The organism is Campylobacter concisus (assembly GCF_002913865.1).
Classification (GTDB): domain Bacteria; phylum Campylobacterota; class Campylobacteria; order Campylobacterales; family Campylobacteraceae; genus Campylobacter_A; species Campylobacter_A concisus_AM.
In genome coordinates this window covers 1-2,547 of the sequence record NZ_POYX01000151.1, presented here as the reverse complement: position 1 = coordinate 2,547, position 2,547 = coordinate 1, and the positions used below count along the sequence as shown (strand labels likewise).

The following is a 2,547-nucleotide window of genomic DNA, read 5'->3' as shown; positions in this document are numbered from 1 at the left end:
TACAAAGCTTCTTTAAAAATATCTTTTATTATTTTATATCTTTTTGAGAAATCCCTATCTGATAATCTTGTAATGCTTGTTTCTAAAAATCTGCATTTAAGAGTATTTCTGGAATATTATAAAATTTACCAACCTTTGCAAGCTGAGTCCAAAGATAATAATCTTCTGCATTTTTAAACCTTTCATCATACAAAATATTATTGTTTGTTAAGGCATCTTTTCTAATCATTACTGATGGATGAGCAAAACAACAAGAAACAAGCAAATTTGCTTTTATTTGCTTGTCATGTTCAAAATATCTAGCAACTTTTTCGTTTATATTTTCTCCAAAAATATTTATCCAGCTTCCACAAACAACTATATTTTTGTCATGCTCCATCACTTGTAGTTGTTTTTCTATCCTAAACGGCAAACTAATATCATCTGCATCCATTCTAGCTATATACTCACCTCTTGCTTTTGCTATCCCCTCATTTAAACTCGATATTAGTCCTCTGTTTTCCCTGCTGATTAAAATTATATGATCATCTTCATTCTTATATTTTTTAATTATTTCTAAGCTTCTATCATTTGAACCATCATTGATAATGACAAATTCAAAATTCTTATATGTTTGTTTCAATATGCTTTGTATAGCATCATCTAAATACTTTTCAGCATTGTACACAGACATCACTACAGACACGACTGGATTTTTATTAATGTCTATCATTTTATATTGCCCTTTAATACACCATAAATTCTTTTTGCTATACAAAAAAGTCCAATACCTTTTAAAAAAATTATTAATTTTGCCCTGGCCTTTATATTTATGTAGAATAAATCCTGCTTGATTCCATTTATTAGTTTTTTTAAATTATTATTTTCTATCAAAGCCTCCATTATTTTGCAATCATTTACATCCTTTTTTTCATGGCGATTTTTTTTCATTTTATATAATTGAGCAAATGATACAAATTTTATACCATTAAAATAGAAATAATTCTCTGGATTGTAAATAATATCGTTTTTTTCTTTTTTATGATACTTCAATTCTTCGTCATGGGCTTCAAATTCCTTATTCTCAAATTTTATACTTGAAAAATAATCTATATCTCGAGATTCCCTTAATCCATAAATGGTTAAGATTATGCTGCCATCCAATACTACATCATCGGCATTAAGTTTGTTATCCATTATAAATTTCTTAAATTTATCTATGTTTTTATGAGCAACAATATATTTATTTGGCTTTGCATAGTTTAAAAAGTGAATACTGTTATTATTTAAAACTATATGTGATGCTCTTATAGCTTCTTCTTTAGTGTCAGTTATATGCACAGAATGCTTTCCAATATCAAAAATATTTCTTATTTTATCTTTTATTTTTAATACATTATTTAAACTATTTTCTTGAAATACTACAATCCTTACCGGACTAAAATTAGTAAAACACTCTACAAGCTTGCCTTTGGACCCACTAAAATTATTCTCTACTCTACCCAACCACTCTTCCCCATAGTATATTTGAGAAAGTAAGTTGTGCGCACCGTTTGGATTAAGCTTTATCTCTTTTTTATATACTATTCTTGGCACTATTTCTTCTATTTCTTCGTCGTGTCCTTGTGCCGTAGGCCATATAAAGGCGATATATGTATTGTTAGCATATTCTATAAATTTAGCAACTACAGCATCTAAGATTTCATTCGACACATTTCGCTCATAGAAAAATTTATAGTTATAAATATGGTCTGCAGTATCTATTTGCACACATCCAACATCTATATCCATGTATATAGCACTAGAAACCCTATGTGCTCCATTTGCTATAGACTTATTTTTTGAAAGTGGCACAATAGTTTTACGACAGTCAAATCCATTTTTCTTAATACTCTCAAAAGTATTATCAAATTCTTTTATAAAAGAATTAATACCATTTTTGTTTTTATTGCCAAACTCAGTAAATTTCCCCAAACTAAACGCACGTATATGCTCTTCGTAAACTTTTTTTGCAAAAACACTATCCTTATTTATCATATCAAGGTATAAAAGTTTAAAGGCCAGATCCAATCTAGTATGAGTTAATAAACTTATAGCTTTTATTGTTTTAATTTCATAATAATCTTTAGTTAGATCTCCTTGAAAATGCGGCTCAATTAGTTTTTTAAGATCATTTGTAGCAATATTCATTTAAATGCTCCATAATAATCTCTACTTCTTTTTTATATTCGGGATATTTTTCCCAAAGTCTAGTCCAATTTTTAGATACATCTGGATTAAAGTATTGTCTTTTATTTATATGTTCATCTTTTGCTAAACCTAGAAACTTATACAAACACTCCAATGACTTATCATACTCATATATAAGCTCTTCTATCATTATATAAACTACATTATTATTTTTTTCTTCTATTTTTCTATGTTCTCGCATTGTCTTATACCAATTTATATATTCATATACATTAGTTGTGTCACAAATATAAGATGCGCCATTCCAGTGCGTCTCATTCAACAAAAAAAGATCCCTTGGATCACGATCTACTACAATTACTTTTAAATTATCAATAT

At 27.9% G+C, this 2,547-nt stretch carries 3 protein-coding genes; all 3 read right to left on the bottom strand.

Features of this window, described 5'->3' with window-relative positions:
* Positions 1–82 precede the first annotated feature (82 nt).
* Positions 83–712, bottom strand: a complete 630-nt coding sequence (locus CYP77_RS09385) for a glycosyltransferase family 2 protein (protein ID WP_103599759.1) — start codon at positions 710–712, stop codon at positions 83–85.
* Positions 709–2,169, bottom strand: coding sequence for a hypothetical protein (locus CYP77_RS09380; protein ID WP_103599758.1), 1,461 nt, complete (start codon positions 2,167–2,169; stop codon positions 709–711). Before CYP77_RS09380 ends, CYP77_RS09385 begins: the two co-directional genes overlap by 4 nt.
* Positions 2,150–2,547, bottom strand: a 398-nt coding sequence (locus CYP77_RS09375) for a sulfotransferase domain-containing protein (RefSeq protein WP_181001965.1), incomplete at its 5' end; no start/stop codon positions are given. The genes CYP77_RS09375 and CYP77_RS09380, both read right to left, overlap by 20 nt.

What these genes read in the sequence shown, in the direction of transcription:
- CYP77_RS09385 (WP_103599759.1), bottom strand. Translation starts at nt 712, where the DNA reads ATGATAGACATTAATAAAAATCCAGTCGTGTCTGTAGTGATGTCTGTG.
- CYP77_RS09380 (WP_103599758.1), bottom strand. Translation starts at nt 2,169, where the DNA reads ATGAATATTGCTACAAATGATCTTAAAAAACTAATTGAGCCGCATTTT.